18 protein-coding genes and 1 pseudogene are annotated in these 22,506 nt (G+C 51.3%); 4 read left to right on the forward strand and 15 right to left on the reverse strand.

The window, feature by feature from the left end; all coding sequences use genetic code 11:
* A pseudogene (locus tag C2M35_RS07625) lies at positions 1 to 107 on the forward strand (tyrosine-type recombinase/integrase); the annotation flags it as partial.
* Here the strand turns inward: C2M35_RS07625 and C2M35_RS07630 are convergent.
* The 8 genes from C2M35_RS07630 to recC all read right to left on the reverse strand — a co-directional run bounded on the left by C2M35_RS07630 (position 72) and on the right by recC (position 12,342).
* The gene (locus C2M35_RS07630) at positions 72 to 383 is read right to left on the reverse strand and encodes a transposase (RefSeq protein WP_199774400.1); all 312 of its coding nucleotides are present in this window, start codon (positions 381 to 383) and stop codon (positions 72 to 74) included. The pseudogene C2M35_RS07625 and the gene C2M35_RS07630 overlap by 36 nt on opposite strands.
* Positions 384 to 511: 128 nt before the next feature.
* A complete protein-coding gene (locus C2M35_RS07635; protein ID WP_158677937.1) occupies positions 512 to 787 on the reverse strand; it encodes a hypothetical protein in 276 nt (91 codons plus the stop codon).
* Between the two features lie 386 nt (positions 788 to 1,173).
* On the reverse strand, positions 1,174 to 2,511 hold the full coding sequence (gene astB, locus C2M35_RS07640) for an N-succinylarginine dihydrolase (RefSeq protein WP_105265001.1): 1,338 nt from the start codon (positions 2,509 to 2,511) through the stop codon (positions 1,174 to 1,176).
* Positions 2,512 to 2,748: 237 nt separating this feature from the next.
* Positions 2,749 to 3,252 (reverse strand): Mpo1 family 2-hydroxy fatty acid dioxygenase, encoded by a 504-nt coding sequence (locus C2M35_RS07645; protein ID WP_105265002.1) that lies wholly within the window; start codon positions 3,250 to 3,252, stop codon positions 2,749 to 2,751.
* A 68-nt stretch (positions 3,253 to 3,320) separates the two neighbouring features.
* Positions 3,321 to 3,698 carry a hypothetical protein gene (locus C2M35_RS07650; protein WP_105265003.1) on the reverse strand — a complete coding sequence of 126 codons (378 nt, stop codon included), beginning with the start codon at positions 3,696 to 3,698 and terminating at the stop codon, positions 3,321 to 3,323.
* Positions 3,698 to 5,539: an exodeoxyribonuclease V subunit alpha gene (recD, locus tag C2M35_RS07655; protein WP_105265004.1), complete on the reverse strand. Its 1,842-nt coding sequence runs from the start codon at positions 5,537 to 5,539 to the stop codon at positions 3,698 to 3,700. The genes C2M35_RS07650 and recD overlap by 1 nt, the downstream gene beginning before the upstream one ends.
* Positions 5,532 to 9,098, reverse strand: coding sequence for an exodeoxyribonuclease V subunit beta (gene recB, locus C2M35_RS07660; protein ID WP_105265005.1), 3,567 nt, complete (start codon positions 9,096 to 9,098; stop codon positions 5,532 to 5,534). Before recB ends, recD begins: the two co-directional genes overlap by 8 nt.
* Complete coding sequence (recC, locus tag C2M35_RS07665) at positions 9,085 to 12,342, reverse strand: exodeoxyribonuclease V subunit gamma (RefSeq protein WP_105199239.1); 3,258 nt, start codon at positions 12,340 to 12,342, stop codon at positions 9,085 to 9,087. Before recC ends, recB begins: the two co-directional genes overlap by 14 nt.
* Positions 12,343 to 12,501: 159 nt before the next feature.
* On the opposite strand from recC, the gene C2M35_RS07670 reads away from it, so the two are divergent.
* Entirely contained in the window at positions 12,502 to 13,047 is a 546-nt protein-coding gene (locus tag C2M35_RS07670; RefSeq protein WP_158677938.1) for a DUF6795 domain-containing protein, read from the forward strand.
* A gap of 139 nt (positions 13,048 to 13,186) precedes the next feature.
* Here the strand turns inward: C2M35_RS07670 and C2M35_RS07675 are convergent, their stop codons facing one another.
* A complete protein-coding gene (locus tag C2M35_RS07675) occupies positions 13,187 to 14,965 on the reverse strand; it encodes a choice-of-anchor I family protein (protein ID WP_105265007.1) in 1,779 nt (592 codons plus the stop codon).
* Positions 14,966 to 15,101: 136 nt separating this feature from the next.
* A complete protein-coding gene (locus C2M35_RS07680) occupies positions 15,102 to 16,145 on the reverse strand; it encodes an alkene reductase (protein ID WP_105265008.1) in 1,044 nt (347 codons plus the stop codon).
* A gap of 122 nt (positions 16,146 to 16,267) precedes the next feature.
* Between C2M35_RS07680 and C2M35_RS07685 the strand changes: the two genes are divergently transcribed.
* Together C2M35_RS07685 and C2M35_RS07690 are read left to right on the forward strand one after the other, a co-directional pair.
* Complete coding sequence (locus C2M35_RS07685; protein WP_105265009.1) at positions 16,268 to 16,852, forward strand: TetR/AcrR family transcriptional regulator; 585 nt, start codon at positions 16,268 to 16,270, stop codon at positions 16,850 to 16,852.
* A gap of 187 nt (positions 16,853 to 17,039) precedes the next feature.
* Positions 17,040 to 17,906 carry a patatin-like phospholipase family protein gene (locus C2M35_RS07690; protein ID WP_233999468.1) on the forward strand — a complete coding sequence of 289 codons (867 nt, stop codon included), beginning with the start codon at positions 17,040 to 17,042 and terminating at the stop codon, positions 17,904 to 17,906.
* A 27-nt stretch (positions 17,907 to 17,933) separates the two neighbouring features.
* Here C2M35_RS07690 and lepB read toward each other — a convergent pair whose 3' ends face one another.
* From lepB to gap, 5 genes are all read right to left on the reverse strand, one after another.
* Positions 17,934 to 18,650: a signal peptidase I gene (lepB, locus tag C2M35_RS07695; protein WP_105265010.1), complete on the reverse strand. Its 717-nt coding sequence runs from the start codon at positions 18,648 to 18,650 to the stop codon at positions 17,934 to 17,936.
* Positions 18,651 to 18,742: 92 nt separating this feature from the next.
* On the reverse strand, positions 18,743 to 19,960 hold the full coding sequence (arsJ, locus tag C2M35_RS07700; RefSeq protein ID WP_105265011.1) for an organoarsenical effux MFS transporter ArsJ: 1,218 nt from the start codon (positions 19,958 to 19,960) through the stop codon (positions 18,743 to 18,745).
* A 12-nt stretch (positions 19,961 to 19,972) separates the two neighbouring features.
* The gene (locus C2M35_RS07705; protein ID WP_105265012.1) at positions 19,973 to 20,977 is read right to left on the reverse strand and encodes an ArsJ-associated glyceraldehyde-3-phosphate dehydrogenase; all 1,005 of its coding nucleotides are present in this window, start codon (positions 20,975 to 20,977) and stop codon (positions 19,973 to 19,975) included.
* A gap of 27 nt (positions 20,978 to 21,004) precedes the next feature.
* Positions 21,005 to 21,349, reverse strand: a complete 345-nt coding sequence (locus C2M35_RS07710; protein ID WP_105265013.1) for a metalloregulator ArsR/SmtB family transcription factor — start codon at positions 21,347 to 21,349, stop codon at positions 21,005 to 21,007.
* A 139-nt stretch (positions 21,350 to 21,488) separates the two neighbouring features.
* The gene (gene gap, locus C2M35_RS07715; protein ID WP_105265014.1) at positions 21,489 to 22,493 is read right to left on the reverse strand and encodes a type I glyceraldehyde-3-phosphate dehydrogenase; all 1,005 of its coding nucleotides are present in this window, start codon (positions 22,491 to 22,493) and stop codon (positions 21,489 to 21,491) included.
* Positions 22,494 to 22,506: the final 13 nt, after the last annotated feature.

Raw genomic sequence — 22,506 nt, forward strand, 5'->3', positions numbered from 1 at the left:
AACAGTCGGGGATTACAAAGTTAATTACACCACATACGTTTAGACACTCGTTCGCGACTCATCTTTTGCAATCAGGAGCAGACATTCGCAAAGTACGCGGCTGCCTTTTTTAAGAATTCATTTTCCTCTTTCAGGTCGTGCAGCTCACGCTTAAGACGGCGTAACTCCTCGCTTTCATGTTTCGAGTAATCGACGCCTTGAACGGTATTAAATTGCTTGTCGGAAAGACGGTTGAATTGCCTGCGCCAGTTATAGATTTGCTGGGCGCTGATCCCCAGTTCTTCGGCGACTGATTTATTGGTATTACCCGGTAATTCCGCACGACGTACTGCTTCGCGACGGAATTCTTCGGTATAGGCCTGGGTTCTTTTCTTTTTAGTCATGAGACACCTCTTTTTCTAACTATAGAAGGTGTCTACTTTTTTTGGGTAAGTCCTACACATAACGCCCGCCACAAACGCGAGCAACTTGTTGTGAATCGAGCCGCGAAGCGGCGTTTTGATGGCGATTGTTATGTGCCACGCATATCGTTACCACAGTTATGACAGATATACTCAGACCATTCGATAAATAATGTTTTTTTAATATGCCCAATTTTTGGCGCGTACTGCCATGGTTTATTACAAGCTGGGCAAATAATTTCTGAAAGTTTGACCTCAATTATTGTTAGAGCAATGAAACCGAAGAAGAAACCAAATGCAATCAAATAAATGTTGTTCATCAGATTTAAAAACAGCAATAAACAGATTATCAATCTCATGTATAAAAGTCTGTCAAATTTACTCACGGTCTCTCCTTAGCACATTACAGTATCAAGTGATTAGTGTTGACACCGAGGGAGTCTACATAAGCCTATTAGTGCGAATTCCCGGTTAAGGAAGTTATCCACAACCTCACCATTGCCCACCAATAAACTTTTTTATTCAATAATAGCAATAAGTTATCAGGTGTTTTTCTTACGAGCAATTAAGAGATGGCTCATAAAATACGTGCCTTCACTTATTCTGGCCCTACTTGGCTCGCGATATAATTTATTTTCTCATTAAATATCATCAGATTATCTATTATCACCACATAACCGAGCCGGTTTTTTGTGTTACATAGTGTGCCAAACAACTCTAATTACAGGCATAAAAAGAGCAGCCGTCGGCTGCTCTTTTTATATTGCTAAGCTTAATTTTGCTGGAAGGGATACACTGAGCCAATAGAGAGTATCTGAGTCAGCTCATCAAGCGCCGTTTGGCTTTCAGTCATCAGGCTGGGGTCGGCCAAGTCCTTGTCTGAGACTCTGTCACGGTAGTGTTTTTTCACCCAGTCGGATAAAACGGCGTAAAGCCTGTCATCCAATAGACAGGAAGGGTTAACCGCCGCCAGCTCCTGCTGTGACAGTGCAACACGCAAACGCAGGCAAGCCGGTCCGCCGCCATTTTGCATGCTTTGCTTCAAGTCCAAATAGATCACCTCATTAATCGGGTTACTGGCCTTGCATAACAGTGACAGATAGCGCTCCACCCTGCCTATGGTCTGACACTCGCTTGGCGCAATAATGGCCATGCCCCCGCTTGGCAGGCTTACTAATTGGCTGTTAAATATATAGCTTTTAATCGCATCTTCCAGGGTCACGTCTGTTGTTTTCACTTCTATCAGGTGCAGAGGACGTGAACCTGAATATCCGTTGCGGATCTGCGCTATCACCGCCTGCTGCTGATAAAACGCCTGCTCGTGGAACAGAAACACATTTTCGTTGCCAATGGCTATGACATCGTTGTGAAACACTCCCTGATCGATAACGTCGGGGTTTTGCTGAATAAACAAGGTGCGCGCTGGGTCCAGCTGATGACTGCGTGCTATCGCTTCACTCGCCTGGCGGGTTTGTCTGGCGGGAAAGGCGGAGGGCCTAACATTGGAATTCATGTCTTCGCCATAGACAAACAAGGCAAGCCCACTGTGGCCGTAACTGTCGACCAGCCTGGTGTAGTTTGCCGCCCCCTCATCACCAAAGAGTGAGTGCTGGGGCAAGGGCGGATGATGCACAAAATGCGTATCATCATTAAAGGTGGCACGCAAAATTTGCCCCGTGGTTTTCGCCTCTATCGCCCGGTGCAGCTTATTATTAAGGTTGGCTGGCGTAAAGTGCACCTTGGCGTCTTGCGTATCACACCCGGGCGAGACGGTCGCAGCGTTGGCTGCCCACATGGATGATGCCGAATAGCAGGCCTTCAACAACATGGGCTCGGTTTTCGCTGCCTTGTCGATCACCGCCGCATCCGAGCCGCTGAAGCCCAAGGCTCTTAGCGTCGCTAAGTCAGGGCGGGCATTGGGCGCCAGCACTCCTTGGTACAGCCCCAGTTGTACTAAAGACCACATTTTTTCCAGACCCTGCAGCGCCGCTTGCCTGGGATTAGCGACCTTATTGGCATTGGATTTAGATGCAATATTACCGTACGACAAGCCTGCATAATTGTGGGTAGGCCCTACCAGGCCATCAAAATTAACCTCGTAATAACTCACTGCTGCCCCCTTTTGGTGCGTGATGCACTATCTTGGTTTTGATTGTTCCCGCGTTGTCGCCCGCTGTTTACCAGCCCATCCCCCCTACTCTCTTACACTAAGCGAGCAAAGCGAATCAGGTGTAAAACGTATCGGCGCGATAAAGAGTAGGCAATCAAGTCCTGTGCCAAGGTGCGCAAAAAGAACTAGGTTGGTTAGTTAGGCAGCTCTCCCCCAGGTTACCAAGTTCAACACCAGCTAACGGACTTTACCGGCAATCTGTTCAATGTCCTGCTTCAGTCCCCGGTATAGGCCGAACATAAACAACAGCTCCACCACCACAAACAACGGGCCTATGATTAAACCGATAAGGTCGTCGACGAACGCAGGTTTCTTGCCTTCAAAATAGTGACCGATAAATTGAAATAACCAGCCGAGCAGGAAGAGCCCAACACCCCAGCCCGGCCAGTGTGGCCAGGGTAAGGCGGCCAAAGGTGCCGCGCCCACCAGAGCAGCGGCCATCAGTACCGTCATGATTAACCCAAGGGACAGGGATAGAAACAAATAATAAACACAGCTAATGGCAACGGCTATGGTGGCGGGAGTAAGTGTGAGTTCGGGAGTGAGCGTAAAGCTTGGTCGCGATAACAACACCGCCAAGGCATACACTATCATCGGGATACCGATAAAATGAGTGTAAATATTGCGCTTATCCCTGTGATAGTGGGCGTAGTTAGCCAGTTGGCTGACAAGTGATTTCATCGTCTCTAACCTGCTTTACGTATATTTCTATAGGTAAAAACCAGCTTAGAGTAAAAAATCTAATCTGCCTACGCCTTTTCCGCCTGACCGCTACCCACCTGATCTTTATAGATAAAATAGCTTCTTATCAGCATAAAGATAAGTGTTGCGCCAATAAAGGCCGCCATCATATGATGTAAAACCAGGTGGCTGGCAATAAACATGGGCACATCTTCCCATGACTCAAGCGTGAAGAGTTTTATCAGCAACATGGCATAGGCTAAAAGATGCAGCCCAAGCGCGAGCTTGAGTATTTTCGCGGCGCGGCGGCGTAACCAGGGTTCCGGCTTGCCCAAACCTAAGCGCAGCAATAATAACCCCAACAGTGCCAGCACTATGGAAAGGCCACCCAACCCCAATAGTGACGTTTTTACCAATATCAGGGCGAGAATAATGTAAGGCCACATCAGTGATTTGCTCCTTGCAGTCGCTGATAAAGCCCGGAGGCACGACTAATGGGCTGATTAATGGCATGGAACAAGGTGCGCATATCGCAGATAAGCTCAATGTGCTGCTTAGCCCGGGTAATGCCGGTATACACCAGTTGGCGGTTAAGACGCTGTCCGCCGCGGCCCAAGGGCGGTAATACCATGGCGGTATGAGCAAATTCCGAGCCCTGCGACTTATGTATGGTCATGGCAAAGACCTTATCAAACCCGGGCAGGCGCCCCGGCTCTATGGCGCGGAGTGTACCGTCACTGCCGATGAACATGGCCTTCAGGGCACCGTCCTCGTCCGGTAAAACTATCCCTATATCGCCATTAAAGAGGCGTAACTGATAGTCGTTTTGGCTGATCATCAAGGGCATACCTAGATAAAAACGTTGCCTCAAATCGATTAACCCCTGCTGCGCAAGGCGCTGTTCGATACGTTGATTAAGCTGTTGCACGCCAAAGGGACCTTCGCGCAGCGCCGCCAGCAATTGATACTGAGCAAAAGCCTGATGCACGGCCTTGGCATTCATCCCCTCACCAGCCAAGTTTAAATAGGTACTGTATTGGGTTGCTGCGCGGTCGATAAGCTGGGAATAGAATCCCTCCTGCAAATCAAAATAGCTGATATCCTCGGCATCGCTTTGCAGCAGCTGCCTGGCGGTATTTTGTTCGGCGCGATTGACCGCATAGGCCAGACGGCCAATGCCACTGCCCTGGGCAAAGCGGTAACTGTGCTGCAAAAAGGCAATATTGTCGCGCAGCAGATAAGGGGTTTGCTGCTGGCTGTGGTACTGGTGCTCCCCACACAGGCCAGCCAATTGCTGCGCCCAAGGCGCGCTGTAATTGGGTAAGTGGCCAAGCTGACACTGGCAACAGAGATCCGCCATGATATTGCCACTGTCCACCGAGCTCAACTGGTCCTTATCGCCGAGCAAAATCAACCGGGTATGCGGCGCCAGGGCATCCACCAGCTTGGCCATCAAGCTGATGTCTATCATGGAGGCCTCGTCGACTACCACCAGATCAGCATGCACCGGGTTGGCGGGGTTATGACGAAACTGATTGGAGTATGGCAAGGTACCGAGCAAACGATGCAGGGTTTGCGCCTGCTCGGGAATAAGCGCCGCCACCTCCTGAGCTGCTTGCGGTAAGTCCAGCTTGGCTCCTTGTATGGACTCGCTTAAACGTGCCGCCGCCTTGCCTGTAGGTGCCACCAGCTCGATATGCAGCGGTGCCTCACGATACAGGGATTGCAAAATGGCCAATAGCCGGGTCACTGTAGTGGTTTTACCTGTACCCGGACCGCCGCTGATCACACAGAATTTGCGCGTGGCCGCAGTGGCACAGGCAACCTTTTGCCAGTTCGGGCTTTGCGCATCCTCGGCGCCAAAATACAACTGGATCAATTCCGCCAGACGGGCATTGTCCAAGGTGATGGGCGCTGTGGCCAACGCGCTAAAACGCTCGGCCAATATCGCCTCATACTCATCATACCGAGCCAGATACAGGGCGTTATCGCGAAGGCGCAGCGGCATCTGCTCACCAATGCAAGGCAACTGAGATAGCCCTAGCTCAATATCAAGCCCAAGTTCCAGCCCTGGCTCAAGACTGCGCAGGTCAAGGGCAAAGGGGTTACTGATATCAAGTGTGGTTAAATCCAGACAGCTATGCTGCTCATTCATGGCCTTAAGCAGCAATAAGAGCAGGTAGAAGCCCATTTCATTGCCGCCGTGCAGGGGCTCACCCAGCAGCAGCTTGGCCAGCTCAATATCCACGGTGCGCACCTTGTCGTGCGCTTGTAGTAACTCAATCACCGCGCTCTCCTTGGGCGAATAAGGCATCCAGTTGATTAATTTCATTGATGCTAAAGGCTTTGCTGTAGACCCCTTGCTGCTGCGGCATGGCGCGCATAAAGGTGTAGATCATGCCGCCCAAATGACGCTCGGGATCGTAATCCGGCAAGCGTTTTTGCAACAAGCGATGCAGCGCCACCATATAAATAGCGCCTTGCACATGGTAGCTGTGCGCATTCATGGCATGAGTGAGGGCATTTTGATCATAGTCCAAGGCGTTATCACCCAGGTAATTTGATTTATAATCAAGCACATAATAACGACCCTGATAACAGAAAATAAGGTCGATAAAGCCCTTTAAGACGCCCTTAACCCGCTCAAAGTCAAAATCGAAGTCATAGCCGAACAAGCTCAGCATAGCGTGGTTAAAGGCTTTTGGTTCGAGCTCAAGCAGAGGCAGATGAAACTCCATTTCCACCAGGCACTGCTTATCTTCCAGCGCCCCCAGACTTAAGCCTGTGTTATCGAGCGGACAGCGCACTATGTCCACCATCCAATGTTGCAATAATTCCAGCCAACTCTCGTCCAGAGCGTACTTGTGCAGGCTCTGCTCACATACCTGTTGCAGCTGGGCTAGCGCCGATTCCTCGCCCTTGGCGACCCCGGCGAAGGAAATTTGCTCTAGGATATCGTGCAAGCAACTGCCCGGCCCCGGGCCTTTGGGGAATTCATAGCTGCTAAGACTTGCTTCATCGGCGCTCCTGGACGGGTATAAATACTGCTCCATACGATGGTCTTCATCGTCGTCACCACCACCGGCGCCAAAACTTGGCGCTTCATGGCGTTTATAACTTAAGGCACTAAAGCTGGTCGCCCGCCAATGACGCTCTATACCCGCCGGTGGCGTAGCAAGGTGCAATTCAACGGCGTCACTGTGTGTCAGTGCTATATCAGACACGGGCACCTTATCTGTTAGCATCAGCGCCATATCCACATTCGTTGCAACCTTGTCGGCCAGTAAGGCATAGAAGTCCGACTGCGGCTCGGCCTCGCTAAATAGCAAATAGCCCAGGGCGCAGCTATGCATCTGCGAGCGCCCTCTCTGCCCTATGCCGTACATTCCTAAAGAACAGTGATAGATAGCGCGGGTTAGCGCTACATAAAGCAAGCGCAGGTCTTCGGCCAAACGCTCACGCTCGGCGGCCATCATGGCCTGATCGCTCTCAGTAAGATCCAAACGCAACTGGCCGTCGCTATGGTAATAAGCCAAGGCGGCGCTGCGATAACTCTGGGCAAAGGGCATAAAGACTATGGGGTATTGCAAACCTTTGGAGGCGTGCATAGTAACGATTTGCACCAACTGCGCATCGGTTTCCAGGCGCAATTGGGCGCTGTCGCCCTCACCATATTCGCTGCTCAGCTGCTGATGAAAATAGCTGAGCAAACGCGTGGTGCCATCAAGTTCAATTTGCTTATGTTGCAGGATTTCGCCGAGATGACGAAAATCCGTTAACGCCCGTTGTACATCCCAGCCCAGATCGTGCCAGCGCTGAGGAAGTTTATTTTGCCAAAGCAGCTGCTCCAGCATGGCCAAGGCACCATCGGCATACCAGCGGCGTCTTAGCTCGGCAAATTCATTTAAAAGCTCACCCCAACGCTGCTGATCATCGCCAAGGGCATAGATCTGTGCCGCCGAGAAATTATAAAAGGGGCCGCTCAACATACCGCGCAGCAAGCGCTCGTCGTAAGGCCCGTGCAGTACGCTTAACAAGCGATACAAATGCTGTGCCAATGGCTGCTTAAAGACGCTGTCACGAGCCAGATAAACACTGGCCACCCCGGCCTCAGCCAGAGCTTTTTTCATCAGCGCCGCTTCACGACGGTCACGCACTAAAATACAGAAATCGCCGGCACAGGGAGACGTCTCGCCCAGGGTTAAACGCCCCTGTTGTGCTTCACCCAGCAGATAATGGATGCGTTTGGCAAAACTCTCGGCCAATGCGCCCTGCCCCAGCTCCTTAGAGAGGATCTCAGTGCCACCGCCATGCCAGATAAACTCCATCGCCGCCAAGGGCTTGCCATCAAGGCATAACTGCTCTTTCTTGCCCTTGGCTTTGACATTGAAAAACGGTATTTGCTCGTTATAAATAAAGCTCTGCGGATGGCCGCTAAAGAGGTCGTTCACGCAGCCCACCAGTTGTGTGCTGGATCTGTGGTTGACCGCCAGGGTATACAGGCGCTGCTCATCAAGCTGTTGTTTGGCGTCTATATAGGTAAAGATATCGGCACCGCGAAAGCCATAAATGGCCTGTTTGGGGTCGCCTATCATGGTCAGACCGCTTATCGCCGAGCTTAAAGGGCGATACAGGGTATTAAAAATCCCGTATTGGACGGGGTCGGTGTCCTGAAACTCATCGATCATGGCCACCGGATATTGGCTGCGTATCTGCCGCGCCAACTCACCTTCGCTGTCATTACCTAGGGCCTGATAGAGGCCGCTCAGCAGGTCGTCCGGAGCCAAGAGTTGCTGGCGTTTTTTCGCCGTTTGCACATGGGTGCGCACATAATCCAGAGCGTAAACACACAATAGCTGGGCCAAAGACTGGCCAAAACCGGCGCTGAGCTCACTTAAGCGTTCAAACTCGCTCACCAGTTCATGGCTGAACTCCTTGCCATTTTTCTTATAAATGCTTGGGTCTTGCAGCGACTCGCTTGACCAAAGCGCAAACGACTTTTTGCCTTTATCCAGCTCAAGATCATCGCTGTGGGCAAAGGCCTGCAAAGCGGTAACATTGGCCTTGTGCTTAGGTTTAGCTGTCCCCTTGATATCGCTGGCGGCCAGGGCACTGAAGAAATCGCCGTTTCTAAGCGCCTGCTTAAACGGCTCCAGGGCCTCAAGGTATTGCGCTTGTTGCTGCCAAACCTGGGCTAATGCCTGCTGCGGGTCGTCAAAGCGCGGCTCTATGATCAGTTGCTCGCGATTGATCAGCGGGCTCAGGGTTTTTAGCAAGCTGTAAGGTGACTTATAATGGGCCAACACCGCCTGTACCTGCTGCGCCGATAAGGGGTAAACGAATTGCCGCCAAAAATCGAACACAGCCTGTTGCTGCAATTCACTTTCGTCCATAACGAAATGCAGGTTAAAGGCCATATTGGAGGCAAAGGCATGCTGTTTTAGCATGCGCTGGCAAAAGCCATGTATGGTGAAGATGGCACTGTCATCCAGAGACTTGGCCGCTGCATCCAGCAGGTTATAGGCCTGCTGTGGCTCTTTGACCTGAGCCAGCAATTGCTGCACCAGCTCATCGCTACTTGCTTTACCAAGCAGCACTTCCTTGGCCTCGGTGATGCGCGCCCGCACCCTGTCTTTAATTTCACTGGTGGCCGCCTCGGTAAAGGTCACCACCAGAATTTGCTCAACGCTTAAAGGCTCACCGTCACTGCCATCTGAGCGCTGGTACATGCCCAACAAGTAACGCAGGTATAAGCCGGTAATGGTGTAGGTTTTACCCGTACCGGCACTGGCCTCAATCAGTTGCTGGCCAATCAAGGGCAAGCTAAGGGGATCAAGAATCTGCATATTTTTGCTCCTCAGCCATCTCATCGATAGGGGCTAACAATTGCAGCGCCCAGTCGCAAAATTCCTGCTCGCATTGGTATAAATCTCGGTAGTCGGCACTGATATAAGGATCGGCACGCTCCGGCACGCCGATATAGGCGCCAACAAATTTTAAATTCGCCTTGCCGATTTCCCCCTGTTGCAACCATTCCCAGGCACTGATAGGGAAAAATGCCGGGCTGCGTGTTTGCGCCTCACGGTAAAGAGCCAACCAGGGTAACAAGAGTTGCTCGGCATGAGCCACAGTTAGCGGTTCAAAACGCACTTGCTCATCAAGGCCCATCACCAAAGTAGTAACTTCCTGGCCGCTTAATTGCGCCAGCAAATGATAAATAAAGCCCTTGATACGGTCCTTGGGTTTAATACTGGCGCTGCGATAAAACACCTGCTCATTGGCGTAAACATGACTTAGCCAGCCCTGAATTTGGTAGCCGCCGACGCTGACATCCACTTCCACCAGCTGTGGCTCTTGCCCACCGATGCGCATTTGCACCTGCTGCGCTAACGCAGTAATACGGGTTTTTAATTGCTCCAGGGTCACTTCAGCCATGATCCCTTGTGGTAACACGCCGCGTTGAATTAACTCGGCATCGTCTACCTCTTTATCATTGACGGCACACTCAAGCAGCTCATCGAGCAGCTGATAGCGAGCCAGAGGATCGACGGTAAAGTGCTCATTATCATCGCTGCCTTCATCTATGTCCTTGATGCGCACCGCCAGCACCTGCTGATAAAAAAACTGCTGGGCACGAGTGGCGCAGTGCAATAAGGCATCGAGCTCGATAATGGACTCAGGTGACGCTGCCAGTGGTTGTTGCTCGCCTTGCTCCGGCCCCTCTTCATAGGTCAAGGCCCAAACCGGATTAAAGCTCTGCCAGCGTCCTTGGCTTTGATAGTAGTCACTGTGAAATGGCTGCAAATGATGCACGGCGGTAAGGGCTGCACTCACGGCTTGGTCCTTATCCGGATAATAAAAACAGCGGTCGATATATTCGCATAGCTCGCTTAACAAGATAGAGGGCATGCGCTCACTGTTATCACGGCTGGAGCGGCCAATATAGCTAAGATATACGCTGTCACGGGCACTCAAGAGCGCCTCTAAAAACAGGTATCTGTCGTCCAGGCGACGCGAGCGGTCGCCCTTACGGCGTTTGCTAAAGGGCACCAGGTCAAAACCAATGGGCTGTACGTTACGGGGATAATCCGCATCATTTAAGCCAAGAATACAGACCTTTTTAAAGGGCACCGCCCGCATCGGCATCAGGGTACAGAAGTTCACCTGCCCCATTAAAAAGCGCTGACCCACGCCCTTGTCGTCTATACCCTGTTGCAGGAGGTTTACAAACACCCGCTGTGAGATGAGGCCAAGATAATCACCATTATGGTAATGCTTGTCGACGGCGTTAAAGAGCCTGTCCATGGTCGCTAAATCCACCGCACTGAGACTCGTACTGGCAAACATCTGCTCCAGCACCTGACGCATGGACGCCACTTTTTGCGCCAAGTCTGCATCCGGGCTAAGCAAGGCTTTGGCCGCCAAAAGCGCATTGATAAAGCTCAGCAACTTACTCAAGATATCGCTGTTCATCCCCTCAACCGCATCGGCGGGATACAAACCCAAATAGGGTTCGCTTCGGGTTGCCATACCGAGCAACAAACGCTGTAAGCCCAACTGCCAGGTGTTCAAAGCCAATGTCGGCAGGGCAAATTCACTTTTATGCTCACCGTCTATGCCCCACTTCACCCCGACCTGCTCAAGCCAGACATGGCATTGCTGCAATTCCGGCTCGGACAAGGCAAAACGCTCGCTGATGGCGCTAATTTGCAGCAGGTCCATTAATTCGCTGACGCCAAAGCGACTAAAAGGTAAATTTGCCAGCACTAAAATGGCATTGAGCAGCGGGCGCTCCTGGGCGATAGATAAGTCGGCGATGGCATAAGGAATATGGCGCGCGCCCTTGGCACCACCAAACACCGCCTCGATAAAGGGACTGTATTGGCCGACATCCGGCATCATGACAATAATGTCTTTGGGCGTTAGGCTTGGGTCTTTAGCGAATTCCCGCAGCAGGTAGTCGTGCAGGCATTCCACTTCCCGTAGCTGGGTATGGCAATTGGCCAGCTGCACCGAGGTGTCATCATCGCACACCGGCATCTTGCCTTCGTCGCTTACAAACCAGTGCGTATCTTCGGCCAGACTCTGACCCTTAAAGGCCAGTTCATAGACTTCTTGCTGAAGGCGGCCAAGCAAATGCGGCGCAAATTCATCGTCAAAGCCGTCCAGCCACTTGCCGTCGAGCTGTATTAGTTGCTCTAAATAATCCCGCCCCAGTTTGCCCCAGGACGCCAATAATGGATTACCGACAATATAATAATGCTCGCCCTTTTGCGCCGCATCCAATTCGGGTTTGACCTTATAGCGGCTGTTAACCTTGGCCAGGGTTTTCTCGTCAACCAGATCGCCCCAATAATGCTCGCTGGGGTTAAACAAGAAAACCAAGACCTGGGTATGGTGCGCCAGGGCGTTAAACACTTCTAACTGCGACTGAGCCAAGGCCGAGATGCCAAATAAACAGATGCGCGGTGGCAGTTGTACCTTATTGCTGGCGAGCGCCGCCAACAAGGCATCATGCATATTGGCGCGGTGATACGGGCTTTGCCCAAGCTCGGCCACCACAGCAACCAGGCTGCGCCATAAATCGGGCTGCCAGGGGGCATGGGAAATATCGACTTCATCCAGCTCATCCACGCCCTGCTCCCATATTTGCAGCCACTGGGGCCGGTACATCAAATAATGGTCAAAAACATCGGCGATTTTTTCGCACAGAGCAAAACGCTTGCTGCCATCGACATCATCTTCAAGATAGCTGGCCAGCGCCTGATACGGTTCCAGAGACAGCTTTTGCATTAATAACTCATAGAGCTTCCAGGCCATATTGGCCTTATTGAATGCGGACTCTTCAGGCACATCGGGCAGAACTTGCTGGTATAAGGACCAGATAAAGCTTGAAGGTAAGGGAAAGTCGACCTGAGCACAGACGCCCTGTTGCTTTGTCAGCTCAAGTTTGAGCCATTGAGACATACCCGGCGAGTGCACCAACACCAGCTCCCGAGCGAAAATATCATCGCTACTGGGGTTCGCTAACACCGCACATAACTGGGCGCTGAGAATCTCCATGCGATTAGACTGAATGATATGCAGCATGCGTAAAAGCTGTTAAATGATAAAGACCCAGTGTACGCAATTTTTCTTCTATACTCTAGGCTACTGTTACATAAGGTGAATTAGCCCATTGGTTTGCAAAAGCCGAGATTATGCAGTACCTTCAGACTTTCTCGGATGATATTTTCACAGGGTGTGAATATGCGTTTAATCGTCTCCAGTTTACTGTGTGCCGGTATCCTAGCCTGCGCAGTATTATTGTTTACCCAAGCCAACTCCAATCGCCCTCAACTGTCCCAATTACTGCTCCAAGCTCATACTCTCTCCCCGCAAATTCAAGGCCGTTTAGCCATAGGTGATACTGACCTGGCCAATATTAAAATTACCCGCACCTTATCCATAGGCCAGCAACACTTTGTCACTCAGGCGATCACAGACGAGCATGGCCAGTTCAGCTTTGCCGCCCATACTTCGGATGAGCCCCTGTTAGGGCGTTCACCCGACAGACTATGGCAGGATATCAGCGTGCAATATCAGGGCCAGCAATATGTGCTCTGGTACACCGCCATAGATCATGAAATGGATAATTTGATTGTTCAGGAAGCCCTGTCAAAGCTCGACTGCAACCTGCTTTGGGGAGAGGACGAATTCAGTATTCAGGACAGGCGTCGTATGGGCCTGCCGGTCAATGTCTATTCCATCTGCGATTTAGCACCGGAGCAGATACAAAAAAAGCCGCTCATATGAGCGGCTAAGTCAGGGTTGTCTAATCAGAATTCAAGCAACAAGCAGGTCATTACTTGCCGCCTAGAATAAGTAATTGATATTTCAGTTTAATGACAAAAGTCATAAAAATGTGACCTTAGTCATCACTGCATAAAACCAGTTACTTTACGTCGATTTGCCACACGCTTACCGAACCGGAAATTTCATTGCCTACCACCAAGAGCGGCATGCCGTTAGGGCTTTGCTCAGCACTGATAAAACGCATGCCTTCCGGTGCCAGGTCGCCGGTAATATCGGCGCCTTCGACCAGGCCGCGGTTGCTGGCATAGTTTTTAAATTTCACATCAAACGGATTGGTAATGTCATACACCATGATGCCACCCATACGCTCAAGGCCGACAAAGGCATAAGTGCGACCTTGCACCTGACCTAAAGCCAGAGCTTCAGGCTCGGCACCTTTGGCGTCGGAGCGGGTGTCCCCTTCGTTTTCATCTTCATTATTGTTAAAGGCACTGCCGTGAATCGCCGCGGTAATACGACCAACATCGTCACCAGAATCAAAGACCAGGCCGGTATTGGCATCCCAGATAGAGAAAGAGCGCGCACCATAGGCATACAGTTGCTCATAACGACCATCCTGATCCGCATCGCCACGTACCGTGCTCACAATAAGACGACCGATATCATCATCGTCGTTATTCACATAGGCAAAGTTATCCGCCAGGTCGAGGTCTTCTGCGCGCGACTCATCGATATAGGCCAAACAGCCATCATCTTCATCAAACTCTAAACCGCCTTCGGCCAAACAGCTGGCTTCATTGGCAGAGTCAAAGAAGTATTCACGACCATCGCCTTCGTTTGCCGAGACCACAAAATCCGCGCCCTGCCATTGGTAGGTGGCAATGGTATCCGGTTGATACATGCCGAATAGGCCTGGGTATTGTTGGAAGTTAATGCCGCCGTCTTTATCCGAGGCATCGATTAGCAAATTGCCCCAGTCCTTAAAACCCAGAGCACGTACTTCCAATGTCATATTTTCAAGGTCAACAACCGCAAGGGCGTTGTTTTCCTGCAATGACACATAAGCGGTTTTGCTGTCAGCGCTGATTGCCACATATTCCGGCTCAAGATCCATGGCTACTGTTGTATTGATCAACTGGCCCTTAATGGTACGGCCGGTTGGGTTGGCAAATACCACACCTTGGGCTGCAAGTTCCGCTTGTTGGTCATTGAATTGACTAAAACCTAGTAGGCTGGCCTCAATCGCGGGCTTACCCGATTCGATAGCAATAACGGCAATTGAACCTTCCGGATCAACACTGTAATCGCCCGCCGGCTCACCTTCATTGGCCACCACCACCTTGGTGCCATCCGGTGTAAAGGTCACCATATCCGGCAGGTAACCCACTTCAACATTGTGTAAGAACAGCGGCGCTTCACCGCTGATATCATAAAACGCTACCTGGCCTTTTACGCCTGTTTCAGCGGCCATGGCCACCGCCAGTAAGTCGTTGTTGGCGTCGATGGCGATACTGTTGGCATCGCCCGGTGTGTTAGCAGACACATCCAAGGTGGTTGTAATGTCAAGATTGGTGCTGCTGATCACCCCTTCGTTATCAGCCACTAAAGCAGCGGCATCGAAGTTATCGGCGGCAATAATTTCCACCGTGGCTTTATCGCCGGAGCTGTTAATAGCGTAAATTTGCTGGGTGCGGGCATGGAAAGCGACGATTTCCGCCGCCCCTTCCGGCGACTCGGCGTTAAGTACCGCGCGACCTACCAGTGTTAATTCCAGATCGCCACTGAGAGCCTGACCTGACTCGCCCTGCTCACCTTGAGGCCCTTGTGGTCCGGTTGCGCCCACGCTGCCGTCATCACCATCAAGTGAACAGCCCGCCAATACGCTGGCCAAAGTTAACGCTATTAATGTTTTTTTCATAACCCTGTCTCAATTGTTGTAAGAAATAGAAAGGGCTAAGTAAATAGTCGGAAGGTGACAATACAATGGCATGCTTATGAAAGGAGGATGACGATTTTATGGCAACGCCGGAATGCTCAGGCGTTGCCAGTGGGGATTAGACTAGCTCAGCGAGCATGTCTTCACTGTATGGGGTCAGCGCCTGCTGGCCCTTGACCTTGGCGATCAAATCCGGATTAGCGATAAAGGGGCGGCCTATGGCCAACAAGTCAAAGCGTTCATTGGCAATGGCCTCGGCCCCTTGCTCTGGGGTATAGCTACCAACGCCCACCAAGGTGCCTTTATAGCGTTTGCGTAAATACTCCGAAGCGCGACCACCGAGATAATCAAATTCCATAGCATCATCGAAAATACCCAGATGCAAAAACGCCAGCTCCCGTTGATTGAGCTCCTGCAACAAATAATCAAAGGTCTTGGTGTCTTCGCTGTCACCGGGCTCAAGCAGGAAGTAGGCACCCGGAGACAGACGTAAACCAACACGCTCACCGCCGATACGGGCGGTTATGGCATCAACCACCTCCAAGGCAAAGCGGGCACGATTTTCGGCGCTGCCGCCATAACGGTCGTCCCGCTGGTTAACGCTGTGATGCAAAAACTGGTCGATCAAATAGCCATTGGCACCATGGATCTCGACGCCGTCAAAGCCAGCGGCAATGGCATTTTCTGCCGCTTGAGCATAATCACCGATAATCTCAGCAATTTGCTCCTGGGTAGCGGCTTTCGGGGTCTGATAGCTAAGCTCACGCATTCTTGGTACCGTGCCTTCTATCCCGATGGCGCTGGCACTTAGCACCTCACCATCAAAAAAGTGAGGATGGGCAACGCGACCAACGTGCCATAACTGACAGAAAATTTTCCCGCCCTTGGCATGCACCTCATCGGTCACCTTACGCCACCCAGCGATTTGCGCCTCGCTAAAAATACCAGGTACATTGGGGTAGCCTTGGCCATCGGGGCGAATAATGGTGGCTTCGCTGATGATCAATCCCGCATCCGCTCGGCGTCCGTAATATTCGGCCATGGCCTGGGTGGGAATCAAGTCGTCATCGGCCATACAGCGCGTGAGCGGCGCCATCAAGACGCGATTGTTAAGCTTTAGTTCTGTGGATAAGGCATAGGGTTGTAACAATAAATCCGACATAATGACTCAATATTTATTTGAATGTTCAATCAAGATAAGGGCGCTTGAATGAACATTCAAGTATATCCAAAAAATAAATGATACTATCTTATGCATCTTAAAAATAAGGGACCTCTACGCCCATGCGCAGTGCCGAGTTCGACCGCTCCCATGTCTTAGAGCAAGCCATGCACACCTTTATGGAACATGGCTACGCCAAAGCGAGTATGCAGAAATTAACCCAGGCTACAGGTTTACACCCGGGCTCTATTTACTGCGCCTTTGGCAGTAAAAAGGGGCTGTTTATTGAGGCTGTCAGCTTTTATCATCAACAAAAATTGCAGGCCTTTGAGAGCCTGTTTAGCGAAGACCAGCCGGTACTTTCAAGCCTCAAAGAATTACTCGCCAATACGGTACAGGAGTGTGTACAGAACACCTGTGCCAAGGTCTGCTTGTTAACCCGCTCGCTCAATGAAATCGAAGGCCAGGATCCGGAGATCGCCCGACTAATCGCCACGAATTTACAACAAATTGAGCTCAGTCTTGGCGAGCAAATCGCCCGCGCCCAGCGCCAGGGTGAAGCCATCAGTGATGAGGAACCTTTAGCTTTAGCGCGCTTTATCACCATGGGGGTTTACGGTATGCGCACCTATGCCTTTACTAACGCCAATCAAAGCATTTTAGAGCAGATGGCCACGCAACTGCTCAGAGCCATTGAAAAACACTGACTTGATATCAGCGTGATGCGCCCTTATTGCTATACTAAGGGGTAAGCGCTTATCCAATAAGGCAAATTCTTGGTTAATTGCTTAATCACGCGCCGACCTTTATCGGCGCCCCACCCGATTTCTCTCTTAACGGTAATCGGAAGCCTCTTCACAGTGACGTTAATAACAACAGTAGAGGATGAAACGCATGATAAATTCTGCATTGGTTGCCGAAGGCGGTGGTCAAAAAGGTATTTTTACCGCCGGTGTGTTGGATGCATTTTTAGAGCAAAAGTTTACCCCCTTCGATTTAAAAGTTGGCGTTTCTGCCGGCGCCCAGAACCTTGCCGCCTATTGCGCCAGAGCCCAACAGTACGCCCACACGGCGATACAACTGACCACAGAGCAACAGTTTTTTCGCCCGGCACGGTTTTTTACCGGCGGCAATGTGATTGACCTGGATTGGTATTTTCATGAGGTGCAGCACAATGGCAAGGTGCGTTTTCCCACCACGCCCGCCAACCTGACGCCACAAAGCAACTTTTATGCGGTGGCCAGTCATTTTGACTCCTTCGCCCCCCATTATCTGCACACCTGGCACGATAATATGTTTTCGCACCTGAAGGCTTCTTGCGCCATCCCGTTTTTATATCGCCCCGGAGTTGAAGTTCAAGGGCAAGGGCTGATGGACGGCGGTGTCGCCGATCCCCTGCCTGTACGCTGGGCTCATGAACAAGGCGCGAAAACCATCTGGGTGATTCGAACGGTGGAAGCCCATAATGACGGTAAGATGCCCATACTGGAGCGTTTAAAGCCGATCATGAGCCGCATTAATCAGTCGCCGCGCATGTTTGCCATGTATCACCATTATCAACGCCGTTATGCGGAAGCGGTGGATTTTATGAATGCGCCGCCAGAGGGCGTTAACATAGTACAAATAGCGCCGACCCGGCCCTTGCACTCCATGGTGTTGGGCTCAGATCCGGCAACCTTGCAGGACGACTACCGTCTCGGTTTTGAACTGGGAATGGATGCGGTGCAGAAATGGCAAGATGCCAGTGCTTATGTGGTGTGAAATTTAAAACGGGCTCTCCACCCCACCCTAAGGCTGATCCTGATACAGGCTTTTGCCAAAGCGCTGCGACTTGGGCAAGTAGTGGTCGTTATAATCCAGTGAGTAGGCAATATGATGCGCCTTGCCCTTAAGCTCAGTGCGCGGCACTAAGCCATAATAACGGGAATCGGCACTGTTACGGCGGTTGTCCCCCATCATCAGGTAATGATCGGCGGGAATTTGCACGGGAGCAAAATGGCCGCTGGCGCCAGGACGGGTCTTATCTATACGGATAGCATGCACCACATCACCTAATTCCTCGGTAGCCAGCAGTTCGTCGGCGTTATCCATTGTGATGGCATAAGTTAGCGCCTCACCGTTGATCGTCAGCACCTCATTTTTCATGGCCAGAGTATCGCCAGGTAGACCCACCACCCGCTTGATCAAGAGCTCATCAGCGGCGGCTGATTGAAACACCACAATATCACCGCGCTCGGGCTCGCCTGTGCGCATCAGTGAATAGCTGGTGAAGGGAATACGTAAATCATAAGCCATCTTATTAACCGTGATTTGATCGCCAATTTCTATGGTTGGTAACATGGAGCCGCTGGGGACCCGATACCAGTCGGCAAAGGAGCTGCGCATGGTAAATAAACAGGCGAGAAAAAGGATCAGGCCCCAGTTATTTTTGAGGCTCTTATGCAATATCAAGGAAAGAGAAGAAATGGCTAGCGATGATTTATTGTTGGCTGCTTTTTTTAACATCAGACGCTCCGGGCGAATTGTGCTTTCATCCTTAGAGCGCCTTGTGTTGGAAAAGTTTAGCTGCAAATGTAACAACTTATATGGTCGCTACATTAGCCTTGGGATTGTTCCCCAGAAGATAAGTGCCGCGACACCCACCAGGTCGCCAGTTGCAGCATCAGGGCACAGGCCAAACAAGCCAGCAAACCGCTGACCTGATACAACCAACCGGACAGCAAGGTGCCAATTAAGCGACCGCTGGCATTGGCCATATAATAAAAGCCCACATCCAAGGATACGGCATCGCGGTCAGCCAGCTTCACAACCAGATAACTGTGCAGCGACGAGTTAATGGCAAACACGGCACCAAACAGCAATAAACCCAGCACTAAAACCCAGGTTTGAGCGTTGCTGCTATTGCCGATAAAGACCAAGGCCAGAAGCAAGAGCAAGGTCACCAGAGCCAGCAAACCACTGTAACGCTGCGCTTGCTTAAACACCGAATGACTGTTACTGCGGGTAAACCTGGGCGCCATGCTTTGCACCACACCATAGGCAATGATCCACAGCGCCATAAAGCCGCCCACCTGCTGATGCTGCCAGCCCAGTTGGCTGATAAAAAACACCGGCAAGGCCACCACAAACCACACATCCCGTGAGGCAAACAAAAACAAGCGCGCCAAAGACAAGCGGTTTAAGGCAGCGCTTTTAGAAAACACATCCTTAAACTTGGGTTTAAACTTGCTGCGTCCCAAGTCTTCACCCAGTAATACTGAGCTAAGCACAAAGCCCAAGGCTACCAGGGCGATTAACGCCCATACCGCGCCTTGAAACGACAGCAGGGATAACAATAAACCACCGAGAAAGTACCCTAAACCCTTAAGGGCATTTTTCGAGCCGGTAAGCAGTGCCACCCACTGGTATAAGCGGCCCTGCTGTTGCTCCTTAACCACCAGCTTGATGGCGCTTTTAGCACTCATTTTATTGAGATCCTTGGCGATGCCACTGAGCGCTTGCGCCGCCATCACCCAGGGCACGGTTAACAGGCTTTTATCCACCAAGAGCATGGCCAGGGCGCCGATTTGCAGCGCCATGCCCAGTTGCATGGTGCGATTAAGCCCGATGCGGGCGCCAAGCCAGCCGCCCACCAAGTTAGTGACGACACCAAAAAACTCATAAAACAAAAACAGCATGGCTATCGCCAAGGGCGTATAGCCAAGCTGATAAAAGTACAGCACCACCAACATACGTAGGGCGCCATCGCTTAGGGTAAAAGCCCAGTAATTGGCGGTGATCACCCCATACTGCTGCAGTGGCGTTGACTTCATCATGATGTGCCCTAATTAAAGATCCGCGGCTACTTTTGCGACCAGCTCGGCGCTACGATTGGCATAGCCCCACTCATTGTCATACCACAAGTACAATTTGGCCTGAGTGCCGTTCACCACCATGGTTGAAAGCGCATCGACTATGCTCGAGCGCGGGTCGGTGCGGTAGTCGATCGACACCAGCGGCTTTTCCTCATAACCCAAAATGCCTTTTAGCTCGCCCTCGGCGGCGGCCTTAAACCAGGCGTTGAGCTCCTGCTCCGTGGTTTCACGCTCCAGCTCGAACACGCAGTCCGTGATTGAGGCATTGGCAAGAGGCACACGAATGGCGTGACCATTAAGCTTGCCCTTAAGCTCGGGGAAGATATGAGTGATGGCGGTGGCCGAACCCGTGGTGGTCGGAATAAGGCTCATGCCACAGGCCCGGGCACGGCGCAGATCCTTATGCGGCGCATCCAAGATGGTTTGCGTATTGGTGATATCGTGCACCGTGGTCATGGAGCCGTGCTTAATGCCGATATTGTCTTGCAGCACCTTGACCACAGGCGCTAAACAGTTGGTAGTGCACGAAGCAGCCGTCACAAGATCATGCTCATCGCTCTTATAGAGATGATCGTTCACCCCCATGACGATATTGAGCACACCCTCTTCTTTAACCGGCGCAGTTACCACTACTTTTTTAACCCCTTGATCCAGGTATTGCTGCAACAGCGCACGGGTTTTCATTTTGCCTGAGGCCTCAATCACAATATCGCACCCTGACCAGTCAATCTCGGCAATCGTCTTTTGCTGTGAGCAACTTAGGGTTTGGCCGTTAACCAGCATGTGTCCCGCGCTGGCGGTTGGGGCGTGATGCCAACGACCGTGCACGGAATCAAATTCTAATAAGTGCGCCAAGGTGGCGGCATCGCCGCCTGGGTCGTTGATCTGTACAAACTCAAGCTCGGGCCAGTCGAAGGCGGCGCGCATGATCAGCCGCCCCATGCGACCAAAACCATTGATCCCTACTTTGATTGTCATCTGTATCTCCTTTGGGTGAAATTCACCCTAGTTGCAGCATGAAGCCTGGCGCTCGGGCCTGGCTCCCATATTGTCTAAACCGGTTAAGGCCGCAGCCAGAAGGTGCGGGTTCTCTGTTAATGTGGTTTCTAATACCTGACGCTGCCAGCTCGGCAACTGCTCGCTAATTCGGTAGTAGACCCATTGTTTATGCTTGCGCGTACACAAGAGTTGCGCCTCTTTCAATAGCGCTAAATGCCGGGATATTTTCGGCTGACTCAGTCCTAATGCACTGACCAGCTCGCACACACACAACTCCCCCTGATGTAAAATCAGCAGGCAAATAAGTAACCGAGTGTCATCGCTTAGTGCTTTAAAAAAGTTAACGGCCATCGTGTATATATGAAATTTCGTATATGGCGAATACTAGCCCAGCTTTTATATATACGCAATATCGTATATAGCTAATCTTTCCTAACGCCAAGGCATAAAAAAAGCCGCTCAAGGCGGCTTTGACATAACAACAATGGAATTATAAAAACTTGGCGAGGTTTTGCACTTGATCCAACATGCGGTTAGAAAAACCCCACTCGTTATCGTACCAGGCCATCACCTTAACCAGTTTGCCATCGACCCGGGTTTGCGTGGCATCGAATACCGATGAAGCCGGGTTATGGTTGAAATCGATAGACACCAGCGGCAGATCGTTATAGGCCAGCACCTCGGCCATGGCACCTTGGGAAGCGGCCTTCACCGCGGCATTAACTTCCTCGATACTGGTTTCGCGCTTGGCGATAAAGGTCAAATCAACCAAGGACACATTAATGGTCGGCACCCGCACCGCCATGCCATCGAGCTTACCGGCCAATTCCGGCAGCACTAACCCCACCGCCTTGGCAGCCCCGGTTTTGGTCGGGATCATCGACTGCGTCGCACTGCGCGCCCGATAGAGATCCGGGTGATAAACGTCTGACAAGTTTTGGTCATTGGTATAGGAGTGAATGGTGGTCATGCTGCCCTGCTCTATACCTATGGCATCGTTTAGGGCTTTAGCAACGGGAGCCAAACAGTTGGTGGTACAAGAGGCATTGGAAATAATGTTGCACTGAGCATTAAGCACCTCGTCGTTAACACCATGCACTACCGTGGCATCCATATCTGTGCCTGGCGCAGAGAGGATCACCTTCTTGGCCCCCGCTTCAATATGCTTGGCCGCCGCTTCGCGGGAAGTAAACAGGCCAGTACACTCTAAAACGATGTCAACGCCGAGCTGCGCCCAAGGCAGATTTGCCGGGTCGCGTTCCTGCAGCAGCTTGATCTCATCATGACCGACGATCATTACATCATCTTGCAGGCTGACTTTTTGCGAAAACTGCCCGTGTACCGAGTCAAATTGGGTCAAATGAGCGTTAACATTAGCCGGTGCCAAATCATTAATGGCAAGGATACTGATGTCTTTATTACGACCTGATTCATACAGTGCTCTAAGGGTGTTACGACCGATGCGACCATAACCATTGATAGCTACCTTAATCATCTTCACTCTCCCC

It is taken from the genome of Pseudoalteromonas sp. T1lg76, from assembly GCF_002964725.1.
Classification (GTDB): Bacteria; Pseudomonadota; Gammaproteobacteria; order Enterobacterales; family Alteromonadaceae; genus Pseudoalteromonas.

Excerpts from the sequence above, each read along its gene's own strand:
- C2M35_RS07630 (WP_199774400.1), bottom strand. The coding sequence starts at position 383 with ATGACTAAAAAGAAAAGAACCCAGGCCTATACCGAAGAATTCCGTCGC.
- C2M35_RS07645 (WP_105265002.1), bottom strand. The coding sequence starts at position 3,252 with ATGAAATCACTTGTCAGCCAACTGGCTAACTACGCCCACTATCACAGG.
- C2M35_RS07650 (WP_105265003.1), bottom strand. The coding sequence starts at position 3,698 with ATGTGGCCTTACATTATTCTCGCCCTGATATTGGTAAAAACGTCACTA.
- recB (WP_105265005.1), bottom strand. The coding sequence starts at position 9,098 with ATGCAGATTCTTGATCCCCTTAGCTTGCCCTTGATTGGCCAGCAACTG.
- recC (WP_105199239.1), bottom strand. The coding sequence starts at position 12,342 with ATGCTGCATATCATTCAGTCTAATCGCATGGAGATTCTCAGCGCCCAG.
- C2M35_RS07670 (WP_158677938.1), top strand. The coding sequence starts at position 12,502 with ATGCGTTTAATCGTCTCCAGTTTACTGTGTGCCGGTATCCTAGCCTGC.
- C2M35_RS07675 (WP_105265007.1), bottom strand. The coding sequence starts at position 14,965 with ATGAAAAAAACATTAATAGCGTTAACTTTGGCCAGCGTATTGGCGGGC.
- C2M35_RS07680 (WP_105265008.1), bottom strand. The coding sequence starts at position 16,145 with ATGTCGGATTTATTGTTACAACCCTATGCCTTATCCACAGAACTAAAG.
- C2M35_RS07685 (WP_105265009.1), top strand. The coding sequence starts at position 16,268 with ATGCGCAGTGCCGAGTTCGACCGCTCCCATGTCTTAGAGCAAGCCATG.
- C2M35_RS07690 (WP_233999468.1), top strand. The coding sequence starts at position 17,040 with ATGATAAATTCTGCATTGGTTGCCGAAGGCGGTGGTCAAAAAGGTATT.
- lepB (WP_105265010.1), bottom strand. The coding sequence starts at position 18,650 with ATGTTAAAAAAAGCAGCCAACAATAAATCATCGCTAGCCATTTCTTCT.
- arsJ (WP_105265011.1), bottom strand. The coding sequence starts at position 19,960 with ATGATGAAGTCAACGCCACTGCAGCAGTATGGGGTGATCACCGCCAAT.
- C2M35_RS07705 (WP_105265012.1), bottom strand. The coding sequence starts at position 20,977 with ATGACAATCAAAGTAGGGATCAATGGTTTTGGTCGCATGGGGCGGCTG.
- C2M35_RS07710 (WP_105265013.1), bottom strand. The coding sequence starts at position 21,349 with ATGGCCGTTAACTTTTTTAAAGCACTAAGCGATGACACTCGGTTACTT.
- gap (WP_105265014.1), bottom strand. The coding sequence starts at position 22,493 with ATGATTAAGGTAGCTATCAATGGTTATGGTCGCATCGGTCGTAACACC.